The organism is Pseudomonas protegens CHA0 (genome assembly GCF_000397205.1).
GTDB lineage: Bacteria > Pseudomonadota > Gammaproteobacteria > Pseudomonadales > Pseudomonadaceae > Aquipseudomonas > Aquipseudomonas protegens.
Map to the genome: position 1 here is coordinate 2,496,616 of NC_021237.1, position 23,277 is coordinate 2,519,892.

General features: G+C 64.2%; 22 protein-coding genes. 10 read left to right on the forward strand and 12 right to left on the reverse strand.

Going from position 1 to position 23,277, the window contains the following annotated elements; all coding sequences use genetic code 11:
- Positions 1-174: 174 nt before the first annotated feature.
- Entirely contained in the window at positions 175-2,451 is a 2,277-nt protein-coding gene (locus PFLCHA0_RS11290) for a KAP family P-loop NTPase fold protein (protein WP_121528527.1), read from the forward strand.
- Positions 2,452-2,954: 503 nt separating this feature from the next.
- Here the strand turns inward: PFLCHA0_RS11290 and PFLCHA0_RS11295 are convergent.
- The 6 genes from PFLCHA0_RS11295 to PFLCHA0_RS11320 form a co-directional block, all read right to left on the reverse strand.
- On the reverse strand, positions 2,955-3,743 hold the full coding sequence (locus tag PFLCHA0_RS11295) for an amino acid ABC transporter ATP-binding protein (protein WP_015634993.1): 789 nt from the start codon (positions 3,741-3,743) through the stop codon (positions 2,955-2,957).
- Positions 3,744-3,759: 16 nt separating this feature from the next.
- On the reverse strand, positions 3,760-5,001 hold the full coding sequence (locus PFLCHA0_RS11300; RefSeq protein WP_015634994.1) for an NAD(P)/FAD-dependent oxidoreductase: 1,242 nt from the start codon (positions 4,999-5,001) through the stop codon (positions 3,760-3,762).
- A gap of 46 nt (positions 5,002-5,047) precedes the next feature.
- A complete protein-coding gene (locus PFLCHA0_RS11305) occupies positions 5,048-5,758 on the reverse strand; it encodes an ABC transporter permease (RefSeq protein ID WP_015634995.1) in 711 nt (236 codons plus the stop codon).
- Entirely contained in the window at positions 5,755-6,474 is a 720-nt protein-coding gene (locus PFLCHA0_RS11310; RefSeq protein WP_015634996.1) for an ABC transporter permease, read from the reverse strand. Before PFLCHA0_RS11310 ends, PFLCHA0_RS11305 begins: the two co-directional genes overlap by 4 nt.
- 86 nt (positions 6,475-6,560) lie before the next feature.
- On the reverse strand, positions 6,561-7,313 hold the full coding sequence (locus PFLCHA0_RS11315) for a transporter substrate-binding domain-containing protein (protein ID WP_015634997.1): 753 nt from the start codon (positions 7,311-7,313) through the stop codon (positions 6,561-6,563).
- 16 nt (positions 7,314-7,329) lie between these two features.
- A complete protein-coding gene (locus PFLCHA0_RS11320) occupies positions 7,330-8,205 on the reverse strand; it encodes a MurR/RpiR family transcriptional regulator (RefSeq protein WP_041752120.1) in 876 nt (291 codons plus the stop codon).
- Between the two features lie 131 nt (positions 8,206-8,336).
- Between PFLCHA0_RS11320 and PFLCHA0_RS11325 the strand changes: the two genes are divergently transcribed.
- The 4 genes from PFLCHA0_RS11325 to nahK all read left to right on the forward strand — a co-directional run bounded on the left by PFLCHA0_RS11325 (position 8,337) and on the right by nahK (position 14,790).
- Positions 8,337-9,383 carry an Ldh family oxidoreductase gene (locus PFLCHA0_RS11325; RefSeq protein ID WP_015634999.1) on the forward strand — a complete coding sequence of 349 codons (1,047 nt, stop codon included), beginning with the start codon at positions 8,337-8,339 and terminating at the stop codon, positions 9,381-9,383.
- A 224-nt stretch (positions 9,384-9,607) separates the two neighbouring features.
- On the forward strand, positions 9,608-10,792 hold the full coding sequence (locus PFLCHA0_RS11330; RefSeq protein WP_011060501.1) for a porin: 1,185 nt from the start codon (positions 9,608-9,610) through the stop codon (positions 10,790-10,792).
- A 262-nt stretch (positions 10,793-11,054) separates the two neighbouring features.
- Positions 11,055-12,218, forward strand: a complete 1,164-nt coding sequence (gene nosP / locus PFLCHA0_RS11335) for a nitric oxide-sensing protein NosP (protein WP_015635001.1) — start codon at positions 11,055-11,057, stop codon at positions 12,216-12,218.
- Positions 12,148-14,790 carry a hybrid sensor histidine kinase/response regulator NahK/ErcS' gene (nahK, locus tag PFLCHA0_RS11340; protein ID WP_041752122.1) on the forward strand — a complete coding sequence of 881 codons (2,643 nt, stop codon included), beginning with the start codon at positions 12,148-12,150 and terminating at the stop codon, positions 14,788-14,790. Before nosP ends, nahK begins: the two co-directional genes overlap by 71 nt.
- 94 nt (positions 14,791-14,884) lie before the next feature.
- Here the strand turns inward: nahK and PFLCHA0_RS11345 are convergent, their stop codons facing one another.
- The 6 genes from PFLCHA0_RS11345 to PFLCHA0_RS11370 form a co-directional block, all read right to left on the reverse strand.
- The gene (locus PFLCHA0_RS11345; protein ID WP_015635003.1) at positions 14,885-15,550 is read right to left on the reverse strand and encodes a response regulator transcription factor; all 666 of its coding nucleotides are present in this window, start codon (positions 15,548-15,550) and stop codon (positions 14,885-14,887) included.
- A gap of 54 nt (positions 15,551-15,604) precedes the next feature.
- On the reverse strand, positions 15,605-16,147 hold the full coding sequence (locus PFLCHA0_RS11350) for a PQQ-dependent catabolism-associated CXXCW motif protein (protein ID WP_015635004.1): 543 nt from the start codon (positions 16,145-16,147) through the stop codon (positions 15,605-15,607).
- Positions 16,148-16,378: 231 nt separating this feature from the next.
- Positions 16,379-17,170: an ABC transporter permease gene (locus PFLCHA0_RS11355; RefSeq protein ID WP_015635005.1), complete on the reverse strand. Its 792-nt coding sequence runs from the start codon at positions 17,168-17,170 to the stop codon at positions 16,379-16,381.
- On the reverse strand, positions 17,167-17,925 hold the full coding sequence (locus PFLCHA0_RS11360) for an ABC transporter ATP-binding protein (RefSeq protein WP_015635006.1): 759 nt from the start codon (positions 17,923-17,925) through the stop codon (positions 17,167-17,169). Before PFLCHA0_RS11360 ends, PFLCHA0_RS11355 begins: the two co-directional genes overlap by 4 nt.
- Positions 17,922-18,896, reverse strand: a complete 975-nt coding sequence (locus PFLCHA0_RS11365) for a YVTN family beta-propeller repeat protein (protein ID WP_015635007.1) — start codon at positions 18,894-18,896, stop codon at positions 17,922-17,924. The genes PFLCHA0_RS11360 and PFLCHA0_RS11365 overlap by 4 nt, the downstream gene beginning before the upstream one ends.
- Positions 18,897-18,926: 30 nt before the next feature.
- Positions 18,927-20,111, reverse strand: coding sequence for an ABC transporter substrate-binding protein (locus tag PFLCHA0_RS11370; protein ID WP_015635008.1), 1,185 nt, complete (start codon positions 20,109-20,111; stop codon positions 18,927-18,929).
- A 119-nt stretch (positions 20,112-20,230) separates the two neighbouring features.
- Between PFLCHA0_RS11370 and PFLCHA0_RS31680 the strand changes: the two genes are divergently transcribed.
- The 5 genes from PFLCHA0_RS31680 to PFLCHA0_RS31175 all read left to right on the forward strand — a co-directional run bounded on the left by PFLCHA0_RS31680 (position 20,231) and on the right by PFLCHA0_RS31175 (position 22,906).
- Entirely contained in the window at positions 20,231-20,389 is a 159-nt protein-coding gene (locus tag PFLCHA0_RS31680; protein ID WP_015635009.1) for a hypothetical protein, read from the forward strand.
- 2 nt (positions 20,390-20,391) lie between these two features.
- Positions 20,392-21,663, forward strand: coding sequence for a sensor histidine kinase (locus PFLCHA0_RS11375; protein WP_015635010.1), 1,272 nt, complete (start codon positions 20,392-20,394; stop codon positions 21,661-21,663).
- Positions 21,663-22,301: a response regulator gene (locus tag PFLCHA0_RS11380; RefSeq protein ID WP_015635011.1), complete on the forward strand. Its 639-nt coding sequence runs from the start codon at positions 21,663-21,665 to the stop codon at positions 22,299-22,301. Before PFLCHA0_RS11375 ends, PFLCHA0_RS11380 begins: the two co-directional genes overlap by 1 nt.
- A gap of 42 nt (positions 22,302-22,343) precedes the next feature.
- Positions 22,344-22,580 (forward strand): ribbon-helix-helix domain-containing protein, encoded by a 237-nt coding sequence (locus tag PFLCHA0_RS11385; RefSeq protein ID WP_041752124.1) that lies wholly within the window; start codon positions 22,344-22,346, stop codon positions 22,578-22,580.
- Between the two features lie 101 nt (positions 22,581-22,681).
- A complete protein-coding gene (locus PFLCHA0_RS31175; RefSeq protein ID WP_230493603.1) occupies positions 22,682-22,906 on the forward strand; it encodes a type II toxin-antitoxin system RelE/ParE family toxin in 225 nt (74 codons plus the stop codon).
- Positions 22,907-23,277 lie beyond the last annotated feature (371 nt).

The window sequence follows — 23,277 nt, forward strand, 5'->3', positions numbered from 1 at the left end:
TCACGGAGGGCAGCCTCTGACTGGAGAAATCTTTGTTGTCGACCCGCCAAATATGAGAGAAAACGTACATTCATGAGGTAGGTGGTTCGTATCTCGTTCTAGCTCAGCAGGCTTGCACAAAGCGAAGCAGGAGCATCAGCGCATATGAGTTACAGATACATCAAGGAGAGAGTCGTGAAATGGATTCGCAAGCTTTTTGGTATGGGCACTCAAGGCTCAACAGCCTCGTCGGATGCTCCTGCAGAGGTACTGGTTGGTCATGATCGAAAAAACGACGAGGATGGCGATCAGTACTTCTCGGACGAGCCCATCATCTCAAAACATCAAGATAGGTTCGGGCGAGCGCCTTACGCAGCGCGTATAGCTGAGACGATTGCCAGGCGCCGCGATCCCTCAAGCATTGTCATCGGCCTGTTCGGCCCGTGGGGAGATGGAAAAACTTCAGTTCTCAAGATGATGGAGGAGTCGCTAGATCAGCACGGACAGGTCGTTACAATACGATTCAATCCTTGGCACTTTCCTTCCGAAGACGCACTTTTGCGCGGTTTTTTTGCGACCCTGGCTGAGGCCCTGGGCAAAGAGCCAGCGTTTAAAGAAAAAGCGGCTGCGCTGCTTGAGTCCTACGGAGGGATCCTGTCTGTCATCTCAGTCGCTCTGCCGGGTGTAGAGATCAATCCAGGGGAAGCTGCTAAGCAGATCGGAGAGTCATTATCCAAAGTGAGTCTCGATAAGCTTAAGGATCAAATTGACGCTCTTCTGGGCCAAAGCGGGAAAAGATTGGTCATCCTTATCGACGACATTGACCGGCTGGACAGACAAGAAACCCATGCCATTTTCAAGCTGGTAAAACTCTCGGCAAGCTTCAAGTACACCTGCTACGTTTTGGCTTTCGATGATGAGGTAGTCGCTGCAGCATTGGGTGAGCGTTACGGCGCCGGTGGACAAGAAGCAGGGCGCGCGTTTCTCGAAAAAATCATTCAGGTACCTTTACATTTACCACCTGCTGATCAAATGAGTCTGCGAGACATCGCTTTCGAGGGCGTCGAACATGCTCTCAATCAAGCAGGGATTGTCCTTGACCAGCGTCAGATCGACGTATTCTCTCGCCATTTTGTAGACGGGCTTGAGCCGAAGCTTGAAACTCCACGAGTGGCCAAGCTGTACACAAACGCACTGATGTTTGCACTTCCACTCGTCAAGGGGGAGGTCAACATCGCTGAGTTCATGCTTGTTGAAGGACTTAGGGTGTTGTACCCGAAGCTTCATGCCGCAATTCGCGACAACGCAGATTTGTTTTTAAAAGGGGAGCCTCGTGAAGCTTCGCGAGGTTTGGAAAATTCTCCGTCCGCCGTTGATCGACTCCTTGAAATCGCAATGCCGGGTTCTGCCTCAGAAGAGCGAGGCCAGGTGCGAGAGCGACTCTTGAAACCTCTTTTTCCGCGAATTAGCAACATGATGTACGGGGGAGATTGGGAGGAGAGGTGGGCGAGAGAGCGAAGAATCTGTTCGAGCCGGTATTTCAAACGCTACTTCGTTTACGGCGTGCCTGAAGGAGACATATCGGATAATCATTTAACAAACTTGGTAGATGCCCTCGTCACAGCAGATGCCGATTCGCAGCGTAGTCTGTTGAGCACGTACTCCAAGCGCGTCATGCCGCAATTGATCCAAGTACTTCGAAATCGAGCGGACTCTCTGAATGAAGTCTCGGCGTTAGCGATCGCAATCGCCGTCGCGAGGAACGGAGATCTTCTTCCGCGCGAACGTGGAGCGCTCGTAATAGGCAGTACGATGATGTACGCCGGTATGCTGATTTCTCAATTTATCAGGCGTATCCCCTTATCAGACAGGCAGTCAGCTGCTGAGGCAGTACTTGGAGAGGCACATCCATTGGCAATGGGGATGGAGTGCGTTCGTTGGCTCACACACTCAACGGACAGACCAGAAGAGCGCCGAGTTCTTCCTGATGGAGCGGACGACGTTCTTTACCATCTGTTTGCTGTTCGCATCCGTGACGCGAACGAAGTTGAACCGTTGTTCATGCAGGCAGGAAGAGACGCACCAAATCTTTACTGGTACTGGCAGCACGGAAGAAATCGAGAAGAGATCGAAGAGGGTTTACGTGAGCTTTTTGATAAAGACCCAGCGAAGCTGGATGACTTCCTCGACACCTACATTGGAGAAGGATGGGAATTGGAAAGCGGCCTGCCGGTTAGGTCTGACCTACGGCGCGAGAACTACAATAGTATCGCGTCAATAATTTCACCAGACTACGTTTTCGATAACCTCCGTACCCGTTACGGTGCCGAGCTGGACGACCCTCAGTACTATCAGGATGGAGAGCCAGCGAGGATAACGGCCCACCAGTTCGCCTCTATACATCTTAGGGTTGTCGCTGAACAGCTTCCTCAGCCCGCGGATGTCGACGGATCAGGCAGTGACCCTGAGTAATTTGAGTGATGGCGATCAGGACGTTTCTCTAAAGAGAAATTGGCTCGACGCTTTTCACGGTTTGAATCATCCCGAGTTTGTTAGACAGGCTGAATGACCGCTCTTGGCTGTCACTAGCGGTAGTTAATGGTCGTTTACTGTCAGCCGTGATCATTGCAGTACGCAATTTTTTCGGTTAGTCGATTTACCCTTTTGCGCAGTTCTTCGTGAAGGAGGCTTGTGGGCTGTTCCAGATATTGCGGTGGAGTACTTTCTCCTTGCGTTGGTAGATGTTGCGGCTGGGGAGGGGTTAGCCGCCCCAGGCCATGGATGGCCTGTGGCGGCGGCCCACGGATCAATGCCGGAGTGAGGGCATGCCGAGCCTAGGCGAGGCACCGAGTGGAGGGGCAGGAGCCCTTTGGTTACTTTGGGCTGGGCCGGCACTCCGGCTTTTCCAAAGTGACTCGCTGTAAGAGCGAAACCATAAGTGGCCGTTACCGTAGCAACGGATATGCCCACCCATCTCAATGCACAATCTGCGCAAGAAACGCCTTAGCCCTCGGGCTCTTGGGCGCCCCAAAAAACTCCTCCGGCGGCGCGTCTTCAACGATGCGCCCCCCATCCAAAAACAGCACCCGCTCCGCCACCTGCCGCGCAAACCCCATCTCATGGGTCACACAAAGCATAGTCATCCCACTCCCCGCCAGTTTCACCATCACATCCAACACTTCACTCACCATCTCCGGGTCCAGCGCCGAAGTCGGTTCATCAAACAACATGATCTTCGGCTCCATGCACAGCGCCCGGGCAATCGCCACGCGCTGTTGCTGCCCGCCAGAAAGCTGGCTCGGGTATTTATCCGCCTGGTTTTCGATCCCCACCTTGGCCAGAAACCCTCGCGCCAGTTCTTCAGCCTTTTTCCGCGACAACCCGCGCACGGTCATCGGTGCCAGGGTGCAGTTGTCCAGCACGCTCATGTGCGGGAACAGGTTGAAGTGCTGGAACACCATGCCCACTTGGCTGCGCACCTGGGCGGCTTCGCGGGTGTTTTGCGAGAGGTCGGTGCGGTCCACCAGGATCCGGCCTTTTTCGGCGATTTCCAGGCGGTTGATGCAACGGATCAGGGTGGATTTGCCGGAGCCGGAAGGCCCGCAGAGGACGATGCGTTCGCCCTGGCGCACTTTGAGGTCGATGTCGTGCAGGACGTGGAAGGCGCCGTAGAACTTGTTCAACCCGGCAATATCGATCGCCACTTCGCGGTGGTCGGTGGCAACGGCGGGCGCGGCGGGAAGCGGGGCGGTCTGGGTCAGCATGGCGGTTCTCCGTCGGTCAGTTGAAGCGCTCGGCGCGGTAGGGGGTGGGGTCGGTAAAGGGCGTTTCGCCGGTGACCATCTGCGCCAGCAGCTGGCCGCTCACCGGGCCCAGGGTCAGGCCGTGGTGGGCGTGGCCGAAGTTGAACCACAGGCCAGGGTGGCGCGGGGCCGGGCCGATCACTGGGCACATGTCCGGCAGGCACGGGCGGCGGCCCAGCCAGGGTTCGGCATCGAGGCGTTCGCCCAGGGGGTAGAAGTTCCGGGCCAGGGCTTCGCAGCGGCGCAGTTGGATTTCGTTGATCGGGTCGTCGCAGTCGGCGAATTCGATGCCGGTGGTCAGGCGGATGCCGCCGACCATCGGCGCCAGGACGTAGCCGCCTACCGGGTCGAGGATCGGGTGCTGCAGGCGGGTGCCGGGCACGGCGGCGTAGTGCATGTGGTAGCCGCGCTTGATCGCCAGGGGAATGCGGTAGCCCAGGGGCTCGAAGAGGCCGCTGGCTTGCGGGCCCAGGGCCACCACCACTTCCTGGGCGGTGATCGGGCCGAGTTCGCTCTGCACCTGCCAGCCGCCTTCGATCTGGGTCAGGGTCAGGGCATCACCGATGACGAATTGGCCGCCGCGTTGCTTGAACAGTTCGGCGTAGCCGCGGGTCAGGCCGCCGGGGTCGCTCACGGTCTTGGGGTCGAGCCAGTGCAGGCCGCCCACCACGCCTTGGTGCAGGCCGGGTTCCAGGGCCAGCAGTTCGGCGCGGTCCAGTACCCGGTAGTTGAGTTCGTAGTCGCGCAGGTCGGCGGCGGCGCGCTGGGCGAAGTCGAAGGCCTCCTGGTCATTGAAGGCTTCGAGCCAGCCGCCGTCGGCGATCAGTTGCAGCATGTTGGCCGGGCGGGCCAGGGCCAGGTGTTCGGTGACGCAGCGTTCGATCAGCGGCAGCATGGCGCGGGTGGCGGCAGCCAGGCCCTTGGGCGAGGAGTGGCGCCAGTATTGCAGCAGCCAGGGGCCGGCCTTGGGCAGGTGGCGCAGGCTGTAGCGCACGTCCGATTGCTGGTTGAGGCCGTAGCGCACCAGTTTGGTCACTTCCCGGGGGAAGGCGTAGGGAATCACGCTGGCGCGTTCGATCAGCCCGGCGTTGCCGTGGCTGGTGCCGTTGCCCGGCGGCTGGCGGTCCAGCAGGACCACTTGGCGGCCGCGGGCCTGCAGGTGCAGGGCGCTGCTGACGCCGACGATTCCGGCGCCCAGAACGAGGGTTTGGCAATGCATGTTTGGGTCCTTATGACAGGGGCCGCGCGGCGGCCCGCTAAAGGGTTCAGTTCAGGTGCCGGCCCAGGCGGCCTTCCACGTATTTGAGGCTGCGCCGCACTATTTCGACGATCAGCAGGTAGAGCACCGCGGCCCACAGGTAGATCTGGAAATCGAAGCTGCGGGAGAAGGCCAGCTTGGTCACCCCCATCAGGTCGTAGATGGTCACCAGGGAGGCGATGGCGCTGGCCTTGATCATCAAAATCAGCTCGTTGCCCAGAGGCCCGATGGCGATCAGCAGCGACTGCGGCAGTATCACTTTGCGAAACGCGGTCCAGCGCGACAGGCTCAGGGCCTTGCAGGCTTCGCGCTGGCCCTGGGCTACCGCCAGCAGGCTGCCGCGCAGGATCTCCGCCTGGTAGGCGGCGGTGTTCAGGGTGAAGGCCAGCAGGGTGCAGAACCAGGCGTCGCGGAAGAACCACCACAGGCCCACGTCCTGCCAGAAGCCTTTGAACGAGCCCAGGCCGTAATACAGCATGAACAGCTGGGCCAGCAGCGGCGAGCCGCGGAAGAAGTACACATAGGCCCCGGTGAAGCGCCGCAGGAAACGATTGCTGGACAGCCGGCCGAGGGCGATCAGCAGGCCGAGCACGGCGCCCAGGCTGAAGGAAATTGCCACCAGCTTGGCGGTCACCAGCAGGCCGTCGATAAAGCGCGGGCCGTAGCGTTCCAGCAGTTCCTGGTTGAGGAACAGGTTCAGCAGGTCATCCAGGTTCATGGCTGCAGGCTCCGTTGCGCACGGTTGAAGCGCCGTTCAAGAAAGCTGAACAGGTGCCCGGACAGCGCCGAGAAGAACAGGTAGCCAAAGCAGGCCACGCTGTAGAACAGCATGGGTTCCTTGGTCACGCTGACCGCGAGGTTGGTCTGGCGCATCAGGTCCACCAGGGAAATGGTCGACACCAGGGAGGTGTCCTTGAGCAGCGACAGCCAGTTGTTGGAAAGCCCCGGCAGGGCGATGCGGGTCAGTTGCGGCAGCAGCACCCGGCTGAAGGTGGTGCGCCGCGACAGGCTCAGGGCGCTGGCGGCTTCGTACTGGCCCTTGGGCAGGGTCTTGAACGCGGCCAGCCAGATCTCGCTGGAGAAGGCGGCGAACACCAGGCTGAAGGCGATCATCGCGGCGACAAAGGTGTTGATCGCCACTTCACCAGGGTAGCCCAGGGCGCCGAGGATCTTCTGCGCGGCGATCTGGCAGCCGTAATAGATGATCAGCAGGGTCAACAGCTCCGGCAGGCCGCGAAACACCGTGGAAAAGGTCGTGGCCCAGGCCCGCGCCCAGCGGTTTTTCGAGCGTGCGGCCAGGGCTACCAGCAAGCCCAGGGGCAGGCCGATGGGCACGCAGGCCAGCGCCAGGGCGATGGTCACCAGGGCCCCGGCGAGCAGGGCCGAGCCCCAGCCGCCGCTGGCAAAGGACAGGAGTGACAGCTGTTCGAACATGCGCGAACCCTCTGGAAAAATGAACCGTGCAGGGCGCCGCCGCGCTCAAGGGAACGCGGGGCAAGGGCAGCGGCAAAGGCGGGCGGTCAGTAGATGTCGAAGGTGAAGTAGCGGCTGGAGATCTGCTTGTAGGTGCCGTCGGCGACGATCGCGTCCAGGGCCTTGTTCAGGCGCTCGCGCAGGGCGTTGTCTTCCTTGCGCACGGCGATCGAGGCGTCGGCGGTGGTGCCGTTTACGTCACCGATGATCTTGCAGCAGTCCTTGCCGGCGCTTTCGGCCCAGGCCAGCAGCGGGAACTTGTCGGCGATCACCCCGTCCACGCGCCCGGCCGCCAGGTCGCTGTTGGCTTCGTCCAGGGTCGGGTAGAACTTCACGTCGGCGCCGGCCGGGCCGTAGTGGTCCTCGGCGTAGATGGCCTGGGTCGAGGAGGCCTGGGCGCCCACGGTGCGGCCCTTGAAGTTGGTCTGGGCGTCAGTGATGTCCGAGTCCTTGGCCACCGCCACCGACAGCGGGGTGCGGTAGTAGTGGTTGCTGAAGGCGATCTTCTTCTTGCGTTCGTCGGTGGCGATCATCGAGGCCACCACGGCGTCGTATTTCTTCGCCAGCAGCGCCGGGATGATGCCTTCCCAGTCCTGGGCGACGATCTGGCACTCGACCTGCATCTGCTTGCACAGGGCGTTGGCGATGTCCACGTCAAAGCCGTGCAGCTGGTTGTTGGAGTCCACGTAGTTGAAGGGTGGGTAGGCGCCTTCGGTGGCGATCTTCAGGGTTTCGGCCTGGGCCGTGGAGGCGGCGATGACCAGGGCGCAAGCGCCGGCGAAGCGGAGGACGTTGTTCATGGAGCACCTCGGTTATTTATTGTTTTGGTCGGGCGGACGATGTGTAGCCAACAAACTCGTTATGCAGGGCAGCGGTGGCTTCCAGGCGTTTTTCCACCTCGGGTCCCAGGTGCTTGCACACCTCGTTGACCAACAGGTGCACCAGCGACAGCATGGCCGCGGTGGATTCCCAGAACAGGTTGAATTCAGTGGGCACGCGGAACACCTCGTCGGCGTTCTGCTCGGCCCAGTCGCAGAAGGTATCGGTGACCAGGGTCACCGGAATCCCCGCCTCGCGGGCCTTGTGGCACAGGGTCAGGGCGTGGCGCGAGTAGCGCCTTGCCTCGAACACCACCAGGGCGCAGTCTTCGGCGGGGCTCAGCAGTACGTCGGCGAAATGCCCGGCGGAGCCGTCCACCAGGTGCACGCCATCGCGCAGGTATTGCAGCAGGTGGACCATGGAGGCGGCGATGCCGCGCTCGGTCTGGAACCCCGCCACGTACACCCGGCGCCGGCTGGCCAGGCGCTGGACCACGGTCTGCCAGGCCGGGGTCAGGCTGTATTCGTAGACCTTGACCAGCGCCGCCACTTCCAGCTCGAAGCTGCGGGGCAGGCCCTGGGCCGCCGGGTTGGGCTGCTGGCGAAATTCCTGCAGGCGGTCGCCCACCAGCCACGGGCCTTCGCCGAGGTCGTTCTTCAGGTCGTTTTTCAGGTCCTTGAAATGGCTGTAGCCGATGGCGCGGCAGAAACGCCCGACGCTGGATTCGCTGACGCCGAGTTTTTCGGCGATGTCGGCGGCGGTCTGGAAGGGCAGTTCATAGAGGTTGGCCAGCATGTAGCTGGCAATCGCCCGGCCCGACGCGGTGGCGCTGGACAGGCTGCTTTCAAGGCGTTGCTTGATGGGCTGGCTCATGGTTGTTTTCATTCTTGTGGGCCGTTGACAATGGAAAATGAATGTTTTCTGTCATGAAGTCAACATTTGACAGTTAACTGGCGTGACGCGATAGTCAGGCACCTTCCAATAACAATTCCAATGGAGCTACAATGACCGAAGCGAACCAGGCGACCCTGGCGCAGGCACCCGTCGAGTACCTCGATCTGCCTGCCTTGACCGACTTGCTGCAACGCATTTTTCTTCGCCACGGCACCTCTGCCGAGGTGGCCCGGGTGCTGGCCGACAACTGCGCCCGCGCCGAGCGCGACGGCTCCCACAGCCACGGGGTGTTCCGCATTCCCGGTTACCTGTCGTCCCTGGCCAGTGGCTGGGTGAATGGGCAGGCCGTGCCGCAAGTGGAGGATGTGGCCCCCGGCGTGGTGGCGGTGGACGCCGGCGGCGGCTTTGCCCAGCCGGCCCTGGCGGCGGCCCGCGCGCTGCTGCTGAGCAAGGCCCGCAGCGCCGGGATCGCGGTCCTGGCGATTCGCAATTCCCATCACTTCGCCGCCTTGTGGCCGGATGTCGAGCCCTTCGCCGAAGAAGGCCTGGTGGCCCTGAGCCTGGTCAACAGCATGACCTGCGTGGTGCCCCACGGCGCCCAGCGGCCGCTGTTCGGCACCAACCCGATTGCCTTCGCCGCACCCCGCGAGGGCGCCGAGCCCATCGTCTTCGATCTGGCCACCAGCGCCATTGCCCACGGCGATGTGCAGATCGCCAAGCGCCAGGGCCAGCAGCTGCCACCGGGCATGGGGGTGGACCGCGACGGCCAGCCCACTTGCGACCCGGCAGCGATTCTCGACGGTGGCGCCTTGCTGCCCTTTGGCGGGCACAAGGGCTCGGCGCTGTCGATGATGGTGGAGCTGTTGGCGGCGGCGCTGACCGGTGGCAACTTCTCCTTCGAGTTCGACTGGTCGCAACACCCCGGGGCGCAAACGCCCTGGACCGGGCAACTGCTGATCGTCATCGACCCCAACCACCTGGGCGGCGGGCGTTTTGCCCAGCGCAGCGGCGAGCTGGTGCGGCAGATGCAGGCCGTGGGCCTGGAGCGCATGCCGGGGGATCGGCGCTACCGCACCCGGGCCAAATCGCTGGAGCACGGCATTCCCCTGGCCGTTGCCGAACTGGCGCGACTGCGGGCCCTGGCGGGCGACGACTGAACGGGCGACGACTAAGGACTTCATCCCTTCGCACCCGGGTCCATGAGCCCTTGGTGTTACTCCAGGTAGTGGGCCCGGTAGCGGGCCGGTCGTGGATCGGATTTGCCGGTCCCTGCCAGCCCCTCCAAAGCATGCTGAATTTGCCTCCAAGGCAGCCTATGGGCGGCCTTGCCCCGTTTCGATAATCGCCTCCGACATTTCGTCCCCCGTTTGCGGAGCGCGCCATGCATAACAATAAGAACTGCCAGTACCCTCTGATTCCGGCCCTGCTTGTCGGCCTGTCGACCCTTGGCCTGGGCTCTGTCGCCGAAGCCGAGATCATGCTGTACGACAAGGACCAGACGACCTTTTCCACCGACGGCTACATCAACGCCTTCTACGTCAACAGCAAGGTCGACCGCGCCGGCGACCAGTACGACCGCCGTCAGGCGCGGGTGAAGATGGGCTTTCTGCCCAACTACCTGGGTTTCAACATGGGCAAGCAGGTGGACGACCTCAAGCTCGGCGCCCGGGCCTCGTTCTGGGTGACCATCAACGACAGCGAGACCAACGGCACCGACACCGCCATCGACGTGCGCCAGTTCTACGGCACCGTGGCCAACCCGGAGTGGGGCGAGGTGCTGATCGGCAAGGACTTCGGCCTGTTCGCCCGTTCCAACATCCTGCTCGATGAAATGCTCGCCGGGTACGGCCAGGTCAGCGACAGCCTGGGGCTGGTGGACGGCGGCGGGGTGTCGTTCGGCAACATCGGCAGCGGTTACCCCTATCCCTTTCCGTCGTCGCAGATCACTTACCGCAGCCCGGTGATGGACGGCCTGCGGGTGGCGGTGGGCATCCTCGATCCGGTGGACACCAACGACAGCAGCGCCCTGGGCAAGGCCTACCAGAAGAACCCGCGCACCGAGAGCGAGGTCACCTACCAGTTCGACCTGGGCGGGGCCAAGTTCTACAGCTGGCTCAACGGCAGCTACCAGACCTCCGACAACACCGACCCCAACGTGCAATCGGTGACCTCCAAGGGCCTGGGCTATGGCCTGCAGGCCAAGATGGGCGGGTTGTCGCTGACCGGTTCCGGGTTCCAGGCCAAGGGCATCAACCCGTTCTTCACCAACAATGCCGGCGAGGCCACCCTGCGCAATGTCGACAGCAAGGGCTACCTGCTGCAGGGCTCGTACAAGGTGGGCAAGAACCGCCTGGCGCTGTCCTACGGCAAGACCCGTGACGACGGCAACGGTGTGGTCGGCAGCGGCGCCGACTACCAGACCCGGGGCGTGGCGCTGTTCCACGACATCAACGACAACCTCAAGCTGGTGGCCGAGTACAACCAGTTCGAGATCGACGGCCACCACACCAATGCACAGAACGAAAACACCGACACCTTTGCCGTGGGTGCCGTACTGACCTGGTAACCCCAGCGCCGGCCCTGGCGTGCGCATCGCGCCCGGGCCGGCGCCCCGTATTCCCCGCTTATTTTCCGCAACGGCGCCTTCCCCGTAGGAGCCGGCTTGCCGGCGAATAGGCCCTCAAGCCCTGCACCAGCCCGGCCTACACCTTCGCTGGCAAGCCAGCGCCTACACCCATGGAACCGGCTACCCGCTACCCAAGTAGCATTCGTGCCCCGGGGCCGGCTTCGTACACTCATTGCTCAGACAACCCGCGCCGGAGGCGACGATGCAGCAAGCCCAGAGCGAGGGCGTGGTCAGCGCCATGTCCCAGGCCGCCGATCCGCAGCAGGTGGCCCAGGACCTGGCCAGCCAGTTGCTGCATCCGCACCTGGGCTTCGTGCTGTTCTTCTGTTCCGCCGAATACCCCCTGCACACCCTCGGCCCGGCCCTGCAACAGAGCTTTGGCGGCATCCCCCTGGTGGGCTGCACCAGCGCCGGGGAAATCACCCCCCTGGGCTACGGACGCAATTGCGTGACCGCCATCGGCTTCGACCATCGGCACTTTTCCATCGCCGCCGAACTCATCGACCAGATGGAACACTTCAGCCTGATCGACGCCCAGCAGATGGTCGAACGCCTGGTGGGCCGCTGCCGCAGCAACACCCTGGCGCCGATCAAGGGCAACAGCTTCGCCCTGACCCTGCTGGACGGCCTGTCGAGCCGCGAGGAAATGGTCCTGGCTGCCCTCAGCGCGGCCCTGGGGGACATTCCGCATTTCGGCGGTTCGGCCGGCGATGACAACTACCTGACCCACACCCACGTGTATTTCGGCGGCGAGTTCCACAGCGGCGCGGCGGTGGTGGTGCTGGTCAATACCTGGCTGGATTTCGAGGTGTTCACCACCCACCACATCCAGCCCCGGGAAGAAAAACTGGTGGTCACCGGCGCCGACAGTACCTTGCGCCGGGTCTATGAACTGAACGCCGAGCCCGCCGCCGAGGAGTACGCGCGGCTGATCGGCGTGCCCCTGGCGCAGCTCGACCACCGGGTGTTCGCCGCCCACCCCCTGGCGGTGCGGATCAACCAGCACTATTACGTGCGCGCGGTGCAGCAGGTGCACCCGGACCTGAGCCTGAGTTTCTACTGCGCGGTGGAGAACGGCATCGTCCTCACCGCCATGACCCCCGGCCCCTTGCTGCCCAACCTGCAACAGCTGTTCGACGGCTTGCAGCAACGCCTCGGCGGGTTGCTGCTGACCATTGGCTGCGACTGTTTTTTGCGCCGTCTGGAGCTGGAGGGGCAGGGCAGCCTGGAGCAGATCGGGGCCTTTTTGCGGGAACAGCGGGTGATGGGTTTCAACACCTACGGAGAACAGTTCAATGGCATGCACATCAACCAGACCTTCACCGGGGTCGCCATTGCCCGCAGTCGAACTCCGGCCCGCCGCTGAGCTGCAAGCGCAGCTCGATGACCTGCAGCGCGAGAACCGCAAGCTGCGGCGGATCAACAGCGCGCTGATCGAACGGGTCGAATCCGGCATCACCCGTGGCAACGACCCCTATGCGGCGTTCCAGCATTCGGTGGTGCTGGCCGAGCAGGTGCGCGAACGCACCGACGCCCTGAACCAGGCCATGGCCGAGCTCAAGGCCGGCAACCATTTGCTCAGCGAAGCGCGGCTGCGGGCCGAGACGGCGCACCAGCACCTGATCGACGCCATCGAGAGCATTTCCGACGCCTTCGTGCTGTTCGACCAGGAGCAGCGCATCGTCCTGTTCAACAGCCGCTTCCGTGCCTTCTGGAGCCACAGCCGGGTACGGATCATGGCCGGCATGCGCCTCTCGGAAGTGCGCAGGTTGCTGACCAGCACCGGGCTGTTCAGCGAAGAACCGCGCAGTGGCGGTGACGAGCAGTTGCTGTATCGCCTGCATAACGGCCGCTGGCTGCAGGTCAGCGAGCGGCCGACCCGGGAAGGCGGGCGGGTGATCCTGTTCACCGACATCACCGAGGTCAAGCACAGCGAAACCCTGCGCCGGGAACAGGCGGTGGCGCAAAAGTCCCACCTGCTGCAACGGGCGGTGGACAACCTGTCCCAGGGCGTGGCCATGGTCAGCGCCGAGGGCGTGCTGGAGTTGTGGAACCGGCGCTTCCTGGAGCTCAGCGGGCTGGCCCCGGTGGCCGCGCATCGCTTGTTTGCCGAGGTCATCGGCGACAGCGAACTGCGCCTGCTGAGCCCCGACAGCCGCGACGCCAACGGCCGGCCGATCCACGAATGCGAGCAGCGCCTGAGCGATGGCCGGGTGCTGGAGATCCGCACCCATCCGCTGCCTACCGGTGGTTTCGTCAACACCTTCACCGACATCACCGAGCGCTACCAGCACGCCGAGGCCCTGAGCGAAAGCGAACGCTGGATCCGCCTGATCACCGACCATGTGCCGGCGCTGATCGCCTACCTCAATGCCGACCTGGTGTACGAGTTCACCAACAAGGTCTACGAGGAATGGTACTGCTGGCCCCGCGGCGTGATGCTCGGCCAGAGCCTGCGCGAGGTGCACAGCGAGCAGCACTACCAGCGCCTGGAAAGCTATGTGGAACGGGCCCTGGCCGGGGAGAGCGTGACCTTCGAATTCGCCGAGACCAACATCAACAATCAGGAGCGCTACATGCTGCGCTCCTACGTGCCCAACCGCCTGGCCAATGGCGAGGTGGTGGGGATCTTCGTGCTGATCCGCGACATCACCGAGCGCCGGCGCACCGCCGAGGCCCTGCATCAGGCCTACCAGAACCTGGAGCTGCGGGTGCGCGAACGCACCGCCGAGCTGACCACCCTCAACCAGCAGCTGCTGCGCGAGATCGAAGAGCGCAGCCGGGTGGAATCACGCTTGCGCGAAGCCAAGGCCGAGGCCGAACGGGCCAACCTGTCGAAGACCAAGTTCCTTGCCGCGGTCAGCCATGACCTGCTGCAACCCCTGAACGCCGCGCGGCTGTTCACCAGCGCCTTGCTGGAGCGTCGCGATCCCCAGGCCAGCAGCGCCCTGGTGCGCAATGTCAGCAACTCCCTGGAAGACGTGGAAAACCTGCTGGGTACCCTGGTGGACATTTCCAAGCTCGATGCCGGGGTGATCAAGGCCGATATCGCGCCCTTTGCCTTGAGCGAACTGCTGGAAAACCTCGCCGCCGAGTACGCCCAGGTGGCCCGCAGCGAAGGCCTGGAACTGCACTTCGTGGCCTGCTCGGCGCTGGTGCGCAGCGACATCCAGCTGCTGGCGCGGATTCTGCGCAACCTGTTGAGCAACGCCATCCGCTACACCCGCCAGGGCCGGGTGGTGCTGGGCTGTCGGCGCCAGGGGCGCTGGCTGTCGATCCAAGTCTGGGACAGCGGCATGGGTATCGCCGCCGAACGCCTGGAGGAAATCTTCCAGGAGTTCAAGCGTGGCGAAGAACAGCGCCCGGACCAGGACCGCGGCCTGGGCCTGGGGCTGGCCATCGTCGAGAAGATTGCCGGGATTCTCGGGCACCGCATTGGCGTGCGCTCCTGGCCGGGGCGTGGTTCGGTGTTCAGCGTGCAGGTGCCGATCAGCGCCAGCGCGCCCTTGCCAGCGCCGCGCCCGGAGCTGGGCGACGCCCTGCTGGAGCGTTTGCAGGGCGCGCGGATCTGGGTGCTGGATAACGACGCGGCGATCTGCGCCGGCATGCGCACCTTGCTTGAAGGCTGGGGCTGCCAGGTGATCACCGCCTTGTCCGAAGAAGACCTGGCGCGCCAGGTGGACGACTACCGCGCCGAGGCCGACCTGCTGATTGCCGACTACCACCTGGACCAGCAACAGAACGGCATCGATGCGGTAGCGCGAATCAACGCCCGTCGCGCCCTGGCGATCCCGGCGATGATGATCACCGCCAACTACAGCAACGAGCTCAAACAGCAACTGCGCGAACTGGGCCACACCCTGATGCACAAACCGGTGCGCCCGATGAAACTCAAGACCGCCATCAGCCACCTGCTGAGCCCAACGCGGCATCCCTGACAACCGTAGGAGCTGGCTTGCCAGCGAAGGGGCCCGCAAGATCGCCTTCGCCGGCAAGCCGGCTCCTACAGGGTCGGTGCACGATCAGCGCAATTCAGCGGCGCAGGTAGGCACCGAAATCGATGTCCCCGGCACTCAGGATCGCTTGCACCCGGTTGTGCACGTTGAGCTTGCGCAGAATCGCCGAGACGTGGGCCTTCACCGTGGTTTCGGCAATGTCCAGGGTGTAGGCGATCTGCTTGTTGGATTCGCCCTTGGTCATGCGTTCCAGCACCAACAGCTGTTTGCGGGTCAGGGCCTGGAGCAGTTCCGGGGGGAAGCTCGGGGTCTCGCTGCTGCGCCGCCCCGGCTGGCTTTTCTGGGTGCGGATGATGTCCGGCGGCAGGTACACGTTGCCATTGAGGATCTGTTCGATGGCGTCGGTCATCTGCGAGCGCGCCGAGGATTTGGTGATGAAGCCGACGGCGCCGTAGGTGATGGCCTGGAGCACGATCTGCTTGTCCTGCTCGGCGGAAACGATCACCACCGGAATGGTCGGCGCTTCGTTGCGCAGGGTGATCAGGCCGTTGAGGCCGTGCATGCCGGGCATGTTCAGGTCCAGCAGGATCAGGTCGAGGTCGTCGTGTTCCTGGGTCAGGGCCAGGGCGCTGTCCAGGTCGGCGGTTTCCATCACCTCGCTGCCGGGAAATCCGTCGCTGATGACGTTGTGGATGGCTTCGCGAAACAGTGGGTGATCGTCGGCTATCAGAATTTTATACATGGCCTTTCACCTCGTTATTGTGGTTATGGGGGCGGCAACGCCGTGCTGCGGCGCTCAGGGAAAGGGTTGCGGCCGGGCCGCCTCCACGGGCAGGCCGGCGGCCTCCCAGGCATCCAGGCCGTCGCGGTACCAGTAGATGTTCTTATAGCCCAGGGCTGCCGCGCGTTTTACCGCGTTCCAGCTCAGCCAGCAATCGGCACGGCAATAGAACACCAGGGCGCGCTGCGGGTCGGCGTGGCTCAGCCGTTGCAGGTTGCCGGCGAAATAAGCCTGCCACTCGGGGCTCAGTTCGCCGTCGCCGGTGTTGGCCAGCCAGTGGCTGCCGGGGAGGTTGGCGTGGGGCTCGCTGTCGATGAAGCGGCCTTGCAGCCATTGCCGACGGTAGACGTCGATCAGCAGGGGCGCCGGTTGCTCCTTGAGCAGCTCTTGCAGGCCCGGGGTGTCGATGATCCGGCCCTGGTCGATCTGCAGCGGGGTCGGGCTGCGGTACAGGCTGGTGCGATAGCCCTCGGTGGAAAACAGCGGAGTCTCGGCATGGGCCATTCCCAGAGTCAGGCTCAGGGACAGCAGGGCCAGGGTCTGCAGGGCACGGGGCATAAGGGATTTGTCCTTCTTGTTATAGGCCCATTACATGCCAGGGCAGGGCCTTTTGTGAATGCGACCATCGACAGCAAAAGCAGTACCAAAGTCGTAGATCGCCCATGGGCAAGCGCTGTGTAGGAGCCGGCTTGCCGGCGAAAGGGGCCTTGGGTCTGGCGTTGGGCTTGCGGGCCTCTTCGCTGGCAAGCCAGCTCCTACGGGGGGGGAGGTGGGGGTGAGGGGTGTGGCTCAGGTGCTTTTGCGCAGGGCGGCGTGCTGGGGGTTGAAGGTCAGCACCGCCAGCAGGGAGAACACCAGGGTCAGGCCCAGGCACACGGCCAGGGCCAGCAGGTTGAGGCGTTGATACAGGGCGAAGCGCACCAGTTCCACGGCGTGGGTGAAGGGGTTGAGGGCGCACAGCCAGTACAGCCAGGGGCTGGCTTCGAGCATCTTCCACAGCGGGTACAGCGCCGAGGACAGGAAGAACAGCGGGAAGATCACGAAGTTCATCACCCCGGCAAAGTTCTCCAGCTGGCGGATGGCGTTGGACAGCAGCAACCCCAGGGCGCTGAGCATCAGGGCCACCAGCAGCAGCGCCGGCAGGGCGCTGAGCAGCCCCATGGCCGGCGGTTGCACGCCATACAGCCAGGCCACGGCGAGGAAGGCATAGACCTGCAGCAGCGAGATCAATGAGGTGGCCAACAGCTTGCTGGCCAGCAGGAAGGCCCGGGGCAGGGGGCTGGTGAGCAGCACGCGCATGCTGCCCATTTCCCGGTCGTAGACCATCGACAGCGAGCCCTGCATGCCGTTGAACAGCAGGATCATGCAGGCCAGCCCCGGGACGATGTAGACCTCGTAGGGAATGTAGGTGCTGTAGGGCTCGATGATGGCGATGCCCAGGGCCGCGCGAAAGCCGGCGGCAAACACCAGCAGCCACAGTAGCGGGCGCACCAGGGCGCTGAGAAAGCGTGTGCGCTGCAGCACGAAGCGCAGCCATTCGCGCAGCACGATGCCGCGCAGGCATTGCCAGTAGGCGTTCATGCGAGCGGTTCTCCGATCGGGGCCGGGCGTGGCTGGGGATTCTGGGTCAGGCGGGCGAAGGCCGCGCTCAGGTCGCCGCCCTGTTCCTGGCTGATGGTGCCGGCCACGCCACTGGCCACCAGGCGCCCCTGATGCAGGATCAGCAACTGGTCGTCGGCCTGCACCTCATCCAGCAGGTGGGTGGTCCAGAGCACGCTCAGACGCTGTTCCTGGCACAGCTGGCGAATGTGCCGGTTGAGCGCCAGGCGGCTGGCGGGGTCGAGGCCGGCGCTGGCTTCATCGAGCAGCAGCAGGCGCGGTTCATGCAGCAGGGCGCGGGCGATCTCCACCCGCCGGCGGTGGCCGCCATTGAGGGCGCGCACGCTATCCCGGCGCCGTTCGCTCAAGCCCTGGCGCGCCAGTTCGGCGTCGATCCGCGCCTGCCCCTGGCGCCGCGACAGGCCATGCAGCGCGGCGTGGTAGTGCAGGTTCTGCTCCACGCTCAGGTCCAGGTCCAGGGTGCTTTGCTGGAACACCACGCCGAGCTGGCGCAGGGCGGCCCGGGCGGCGTTGCGCAGCGAGCAGCCGCCGACGCGGATGTCGCCCTGCTGCAGGTCGTAGAGCCTTGTGAGCAGGGCGATCAGGGTCGACTTGCCGGCGCCGTTGGGGCCCAAGAGCGCGGCGAAGCGCCCGGGAGCCAGGCTCAGGCTGACCTGATCGAGGGCCTGGCGCGGGCCGTAGGCGAAGCTCAGCTGGCTGACCTCCAGGGCGTTCATGGGGTCACCACCACGCCCCAGGGATAGCGCCCGACCTTCACCGACTTGAGCACCTTGAGGCTGTTCACATCGATCACCGAAACATCGCCGCTGACCCCGTTGGTGGCCAGCAACTGGCTCTGGTCCGGGGTGAATGCCAGCTGCCAGACCCGCCGCCCCACCAGCAGGTAGTCGAGGATTTCGTAGGTCTTGGCGTCGATCACCGCCACGTGGTTGGCCGGGCCCAGGGCGACGAAGGCGTATTTGCCATCGGCGCTGAGCTTGATCCCTACCGGCTGCACCTTGTCCGGGTGCACGCCCTTGATCTTGAAATTCAGGGTCTTGAGCACCTGGCGCGTGGCCACGTCGAGGATGGTCACGGTGCCGCCGATTTCCGCCGAGGCCCAAAGCCTTGAGCCGTCCTGGTTGAACTCGACGAAGCGCGGGCGCTGGTCCACCAGGGTGCTGTCGGCCAGGGTCTGGGTGCTGGTGTCGATCCAGTGCAGCATGTTGGTGGTTTCGCTGGTGTTCACCGCCCACTTGCCGTCGGGGCTCACCGCCATGCCTTCGGGCTCGACCCCGACGTTGATCTGGCCGAGGACCTTGGCGGTCTCGGTGTCGATCACCGTGACCAGCGCATCGTCCTCGTTGGACACGTACAGCCAGCGGTTGTTGGGGTGCAGGGCGAACTGCTCGGGGTCCTTGCCGGAGGGCAGCTCCTTGATGATCTTGCGGGTCGCCACGTCCATCACCTGGACCCGGTCCGAGTCGCTGGCGCAGATGTACAGCAGCTTATTGTCATGGGACAGCAGCAACCCCCGCGGGCGCTGACCCACCGGCAGTGTCTCGGTGACTTCCAGGGTCTGCAGGTCGATCAGGCTCAGGCTGTTGTCCTTTTCATTGGAGACCCAGGCCGTGGCGGCCATGGCGTGCCCGGCGGCGAGCAGCAGGCCCGCGCAGAGGGCGGAGCGGCAGAGAAGAGGGCGGCGCATGGCGGATTCCTTGTTGTTGTGGTTATCGGATCAGGGGTAGCGGCAGGTCACTTCGGGGCGGTCGTAGCCCAGGCTGTCCATTTCGTTGAAGGGGTGCAGGAAACCGTCCTGGGGCGAAGTGCTGACCAGGGCTCGGGGTTGCACCAGGGGAATCGGCTGGCGCAGTTCGCCGTTCCACGGCCGGTAGCTGAGCTTGCGGCCCTTGAACCCGTCCAGCGGCAGCTGGTCGCTGAGCAGCAGCGTCTGCAGGGCCCGAGGGTCGGCCTGGCGCAGTTTGCTCACCGCGCTGGCGACGCTGCGCACCGCCATCCAGGCAGCGAAGTCGCGGTCGTTCATCCAGCGTCCGGCCTGGGCTTCGAAGCGCTTTTGCAACTGCGCGGCGCCGAAGGTCTCGACGCTCTTGTGCCAGCCGGTGGGAGTCAGGCCCTGGGTGCCGGCCACCGGGCGCGGGAACCAGGTCTGGTAGGGCAGGTACTCGCCGAAGTCGCCGCGCTCGTCGGCCACCAGCACCACGTCGTATTCGGCGGTCTGGGTGAACAGCGGCATGTCGGTCTGGGCGCTGCGACGCTGGTCGTTGTCGAAGCTCCAGTTCTTCTCGGCGACCAGCTTCACGCCGAAGCGCTGGGTGGCCCGGCGCAAGGCGTCGGCGTAGGCCCGGTCGTCTTCGGTCTGGCCGACGACGAGCAAGGCCCGCTGCCATTTGCGCAGCACCATGAACTGCACCAGGGCGTCGGCCAGCATCGCCCGGCCGGGCAGGCTGTGCAGCACGTTGCCCAGGCACTGGCTGCTGCGCAGGGCGTCGTCGGGGCTGCCGGCGTTGAACAAGAGGCTGTCGGGCAGGGCGGCGGACAACTCGCGCAGGCTGGCCGCCGGGGCATTCACCACGAACAGCCGCAGGCCCTGGTCATGCTGGGCCTTGGCGGCTTGCAGCAGCGCCTCGGGGCTGTCGACGCTGGCGCTGTCGAGCTGGAACTGCTGCTTGAGAAAGCGCCCGGTGCTGTTGCTGTCGACAATCGCCAGCTGCGCGCCCTGCAGCCCGGCGTCGGCTGGCTCGGGAATGATGTTGGACAGCAGCGGGCCGGGGTCGGGGTGATAGCCCAGGTAGCCGATGCGTACCTGCAAGGGGTCCTCGCTGGCCTGGCTCGCGGCCAGGGGCAACAGGACCGAGGCCAGGGCCAGCAGGCAGGTCGGGATAAGCGGGGCAGGCTGGTGCATAAGGCACTCCACGGCAGGTGGCGCCAGCATAGGAAGAGTACCGGGGCGGGGAAATATGCAGAAAGTAGCGCCCGGGCAGTACCAAGGTAGTAGCCCGGCGCGGGTGCGGCGGTCTTAGCATGGTTGCAGCGGCCCCGACCCTGGAGAACACCGTCATGCGCATCCTCAAATTGCTGCTGTTGCCCTTGCTGCTGATCCTCAGCCTGATCGGCGTCGATCGCCTGCACGGCCCGCGCCCGGTGCTGCCCCAAGCGCTGCCGCTGGTGCCGGGGCGCTAGGCATGTCGGCACTGTGGCGGATCAACCTGTGGGTTACGGCATTCTTTGCTGTGGTGACCCTGGCCTGCGCCGCCTTGCTGCTGCATCAGGCGGTGGCCGATGTCGAGCGTGAGTTGCAGTCCGCCGAGGCGGTGGTGGAGTACCTCAGCGACAGCGCCGCGCGCAACCCGGCGGGCCTGCAACCGCACCTGACCCAGAGCCTGCGCCATGTACGGGTGCACTGGCTGGCGGCGGACGAGGCGGCCCGCATGCCGGAAGAGGCCGGGCTGGACGCCTGGCTCGGCCGCCAGCTGTTCAGCGAGCGCCGCCACAGCGCCCGCGAGCTGGACCTGGGCGACGGCCGCCGAGTGCTGATCGCCGTGGACGCGCGGGATGAGATCGACGAAGTCTGGGACTCCCTGCAACAGCTCTTGAGCCTGTGCGGCCTGGCCCTGTTCCTGAGCCTGCTGACCATCCGTTGGGCCGTGCGCCGCGGCATGGGCTTGCTGGATGATTTGCTGCGGGCCTTGCAGCAGGTGTCCGGCGGGCAACTGGCGGTGCGCCTGCGCGAAGCCGGCCTGCCGGAAGCGCGGCAACTGGCCGGGCACTTCAACCGCATGACCGCGACCCTGGAACAGACCCGCGCCGACAACGCGCAACTGACCCAGGCCCTGCTGGCGGTGCAGGAGCGCGAGCGCACCTACCTGGCGCAGACCCTGCACGACGACCTCGGGCAATACCTGGCGGGCATCCGCGCCCAGGTCTGCCTGCTGCGCATGGTGGCCGACCAGCCGACGGTGGTGGAACACACGGCCCAGGCCCTGGAGCTCAACTGCGAGCGCTTGCAGCAAGGCTTTCGCGCCCTGGTGCAGGACCTGTACCCGGTGGTGCTGCAGCACCTGCCGCTGGCCGAAGCCTTCGGCCTGCTGGTGAGCCAATGGCAGGACAGCCAGGGCATCGACTGCCAATTGCGGGTCGGCGCCGACCTGCCAGCGTTGCCCAGCGCCAGCAAGACCCACCTCTACCGCCTGCTGCAAGAAGCGCTGACCAATGTCGCCCGGCACGCCGATGCCAGCCAGGTACGGGTGCGCCTGCAACGCAGCGCCCGGGGCCTGCGCCTGCTGGTGCGCGACAACGGTTGCGGCGCGCACCAGCCCCAGCGCCCCGGCGTCGGCCTGCACTCGATGGCCGAGCGGGCCCGCAGCCTGGGCGGCGAACTGCACATCCTCAGCCGTCCCGGCGCCGGTTGGGCACTGGCCTTGAACATGCCCCTGAACATGCCCATGGAGGCCTGATGAACATCTTGTTGGTGGATGACCACGCCGTGGTCCGCCAGGGTTACGCCAGCCTGCTGCGCGCGGTATTGCCGGCGATGCAGGTGCGCGAAGCGGCCAGCGGCGAAGAGGCCCTGGCCCGGGTCGCCGAAGAAGTGCCGCAGCTGGTGATCATGGATTTCGGCCTGCCGGGCATCAGCGGCCTGGAGACCACCCGCCGCCTGCGCCAGCGCCTGCCGCAGCTGCGGGTGCTGTTTTTCAGCATGCACGACGAACTGCCCCTGGTGCGCCAGGCCCTGGAGGCGGGAGCCTCGGGCTACCTGACCAAGAACTCCGCGCCCCAGGTGCTGATCGAAGCGGTGCACCGTGTGCTGGCCGGGCACGCCTACATCGAACAGCCCCTGGCCACGCAACTGGCCTGCACCCCGGCGCAGAACAGCAGCGACCCGCGTTTGCAGAGCATGACCCAGCGCGAGCTGGAGATCTTCGTGATGCTGGCCAAGGGCACCCCGGCGCGGGTGATTGCCGAGCAGTTGTGCATCAGCGCCAAGACCGTGTCCAACCATTTGACCTTGCTCAAGAGCAAGCTGCAGGTCAGCTCCCATGCGGAGTTGGTGCATTTGGGGATTGATATGGGGGTGGTGCGGGTGGCGGGGTGAGGGGGTATGGTTTGGCAAATTTTGTCAAAAGCGGACAAAGCCATGAGCACCATGAACATCTCCCTGCCGGACGCTCTCAAGTCCTTTGTCGATGATCAAGTCAGCCAGCGCGGCTACAGCACCAGCAGTGAATATGTGTGTGAGCTGATTCGCAAGGATCAGGATCGGCAACATCTGCGTGGCCTGTTGTTGGCCGGTGCTCAATCGGCGCCGGGCACTGCTGTGCAGGGTGACTATTTCGAATCCCTGCGTGCCAGGGTTCACAAGGCGCGAGGATGAAAGCCAAGCCGGTCATGCCAGGTGCCCTTGCCAGCCATGACGTGGGAGGCGCTATCAGCGACTAGCTTGACCAACAGGCCGAGCAGGCTGCGCTCGGTTTTATCGATGCTTTGGAAAAGGCCTATCTTCATATCGGCCGCCATCCGGCCTTGGGTATGTCTCGCTACGCCCACGAGCTGGATCTGCCGGGGGTGCTTTGCTTGCCGCTGAAGCGCTGTCCCTATCTGGTGTTCTACGTTGAACGCGATGACTACATCGACGTATGGCGGGTTTTGCATGGTATGCGGGACTTTCCTGAGTGGTTGGCTGAAGGTGTTTTCCGGTAGTGGTGGGGGATGTTGGGGGCTTTTTGTGGTGAGGGGGTGGGGTGTATATCCGTTGCTGTGGGTGTGGCTGCTGGTGGTTTCGTCTTGATGGTTTGGGGTTTGGGTACATATCCATTGCTGCGGTAACGGCCACTTAGGGTTTCGCCCTTACGGCGACTCACTTTTTTCAAACGCCGGAGTGCCGGCCCAGCAAAAAGTAAGCAAAAACGCTTGCCCCTCCATGGGCCCCTCGCTGAGGCTCGGTGTTCCCTCGCTTCGGCATCCCTGCCGAGCTGCCCCCTACGCAACGCCTACGCTCGGCCTGCTGGGAAGGGGCCTGAAGATCAAGATCAAGAGCAAAAGCAAAAGCAAAAGCAAAAGCAAAGCGCGTT